This window comes from Synechococcus sp. R55.7, from assembly GCF_047461955.1.
Lineage (GTDB): Bacteria > Cyanobacteriota > Cyanobacteriia > Thermostichales > Thermostichaceae > Thermostichus.
The window spans coordinates 1-2,543 of the sequence record NZ_JANSIC010000291.1; the positions used below are offsets into that span (position 1 = coordinate 1).

2 protein-coding genes and 1 pseudogene are annotated in these 2,543 nt (G+C 61.1%); all 3 read left to right on the forward strand.

Translation table 11 applies throughout. The annotated features are described in order from the left end of the window. Positions 1-123 (forward strand): annotated as a pseudogene (locus NW820_RS11815) (3-hydroxyacyl-[acyl-carrier-protein] dehydratase FabZ); the annotation flags it as partial. A gap of 233 nt (positions 124-356) precedes the next feature. Beyond that, complete coding sequence (gene lpxA / locus NW820_RS11820) at positions 357-1,343, forward strand: acyl-ACP--UDP-N-acetylglucosamine O-acyltransferase (RefSeq protein ID WP_414407583.1); 987 nt, start codon at positions 357-359, stop codon at positions 1,341-1,343. Positions 1,344-1,369: 26 nt separating this feature from the next. Further along, on the forward strand, positions 1,370-2,543 hold a 1,174-nt coding region (gene lpxB / locus NW820_RS11825), incomplete at its 3' end, for a lipid-A-disaccharide synthase (RefSeq protein ID WP_414407584.1).

The window sequence follows — 2,543 nt, forward strand, 5'->3', positions numbered from 1 at the left end:
CTGCTGCTCTCTGCCGACTTGCTCACCATTCGCCAGAGGCGCATTGGCAAGATGTTCTGCCGCGCTCAGGTGGGAGGGCAACTGGTAACCGAGGGGGAGCTGATGTTCTCCCTGGTGGATTGATGGGCCAACAGCGGCCATCCAGGAGGCGCTCCGGTGTGGGTGTTCTCGCAATTGAGATAAAGTGTTGGGATAGAAAGATGGCTCAGGGGCTGCTTGCGCCTTTCTGTCGGGATACGGTAAACATGTTGTCGCGACAGTGGGGCGTAGCTCTAAGGCTCATCTCCCCTGGAGTCAAGTCTTGGTGATCCTTCGCGGGGTTGGGAGCGTAACCACAGTTGCTGGCTAGGTCGGAAATGAGTTCGTTCGCTTCAGCGGGATCCACTCCCAACATCTCTGCAAGTGCGCCGCACCGCTCACGGGAGCGGATTCATCCCACTGCGGTGATCCATCCGAAAGCTGAGCTGCACGAAACGGTGCAGGTTGGCCCCTATGCGGTGATCGGCGAGCATGTTCGTATCGCTGCCCATACGGTGGTGGGGGCCCATGTGGTGATCGATGGCTGGACGGAAATCGGCGAGGGCAACCACATTTTTCCGGGAGCAGTTGTGGGCACCGAGCCTCAGGATCTGAAGTACAGCGGCGCCCCCTCTCAAGTGGTAATCGGCAGAGGCAATCGCATCCGCGAGTTCGTCACCATCAACCGGGCTACCAATGAAGGGGAAGCCACCCTGATTGGAGATTACAACCTGCTGATGGCCTACACCCATGTCGCCCACAACTGCGTCATCGAAAATCAGGTGGTGATTACCAATGCTGTTTCCTTGGCCGGCCATATCCACATCGAGTCTCAAGCCCGCATCGGCGGCATGGTCGGGATCCACCAGTTCACCCGCATCGGGCGCTTGGCCATGGTGGGGGCGATGAGCCGGGTTGACCGCGACGTTCCCCCCTACATGTTGGTGGAAGGACATCCGGCTCGCATCCGCGGTCTGAACTTGGTGGGGCTGCGGCGAGCCCAAGGGATGGAGGGATCCCTGCCCTTGCTGCGGCAGGTCTACCGATTTTTGTACCGCTCAGGGTTGCCTTTGGAAAAAGCGCTGCAAACGCTGCGCAGCAGCCTGTGTGTCGTTTGTAACAGCGGTGCGGAGGGAGAGCGCCATGTCCTTTCCCTACAGGGGAAAGAGTGGGTGGACGAGACGGGATCCCTGCAACATCTGCTGCAATTTTTGGAAGACTCCCTCTCCCAGCCCCAACGACGTGGCCCTCTGCCGGCCCTACGCGGGAGAGGGGAAGATTCCTTATCGACAGCGATGCGGAGCACTTCAGAGCTGGATGACTAAAGATTGGGGTCGGGAGCGTAGCTCTAGTGAGCCACCTGTTCATCTGCACGGGCGAGGTCTCAGGGGATCTGCAGGCCGGCCATCTGATTGAAGAATTGCTGCGCCAGCGCCCTCAACTGCGCATCACAGCGGTCGGGGGAGAGCGCATGGCTGCTGCCGGGGCCCGTTTATTGCACCGCACTACCGAGATCAGCTCCGTTGGCATTTTAGAGGCTCTTCCCTTTATCGGCCCCGCCCTCTGGACGGAATGGAAGATTCGCCGCTTTTTGGCCCAAGACCCGCCAGATGTGGCTGTGCTGGTGGACTACATCGGCGTCAACAGCCGCATTGCCCGTCTGCTGCAACGGCGGCAGATCCCTGCTGTCTATTACATTGCCCCCCAAGAGTGGGTGTGGTCGCAGGACGCCCGCCTCACCTACCAACTGGCCCAGCAGATGCGGCTGATGTTGGCGATTTTCCCTGAGGAAGCCCGCTACTACGCGGCGGCAGGAGCCCATGTCCAGTATGTGGGCCATCCCCTGTTGGATATTTTGGCCGCTGTGCCCAGCCGTGCTGCCGCCAGAGCCCAGTTGGGGATCCCTGCCGAAGCCACGGTGGTGGTGGTGGTGCCGGCTTCGCGTCGGCAAGAGCTGCGCTCGGTTCTGCCTGTCTTGCTCAAGGCGGCTCAGTTGTTGCAAGCTCACCTGCCTCAGGCACAGTTTTGGGTGCCCCTGGCCTCGCCCCGTTTTGCTGCCCCGATTGCGCGGGCTGCCCACCGCCTTGGGCTCAACCTCACCCTTTTGGATCCCCAAGCTCTGCCCTTCTTCTCCCCCCACAAAGCCCATCACCTCGCCTTGGCAGCGGCTGATTTGGTGTTGGCCAAGTCCGGCACGGTGAACTTGGAAACGGCCATCTTAGGGATCCCCCAGGTGGTGATCTATCGCCTCAACCCCATCACCTTCTGGATCGCCCGCCATTGGCTGAGAGTGTCGGTGCCCTTCATGTCTCCGCCCAACCTCGTGCAGATGCGCCCCATTGTGCCGGAGTTGCTGCAGGAGCAGGCCCAGCCGGAGAAGATCGCCCAACTGGCACTGGAGTTGCTAACTCGGCCGGAACGCCAAGCCCAACTGCAAGCCGACTACGTCGCGATGCGGGCGGCCCTGGGAGAACCCGGCGTTCTGGCTCGCGCTGCCAAGGCCATCCTAGAGGTGTTGGATGGCG

Coding starts and splice junctions, on each gene's coding strand:
- lpxA (WP_414407583.1), top strand. CDS start 357: ATGAGTTCGTTCGCTTCAGCGGGATCCACTCCCAACATCTCTGCAAGT.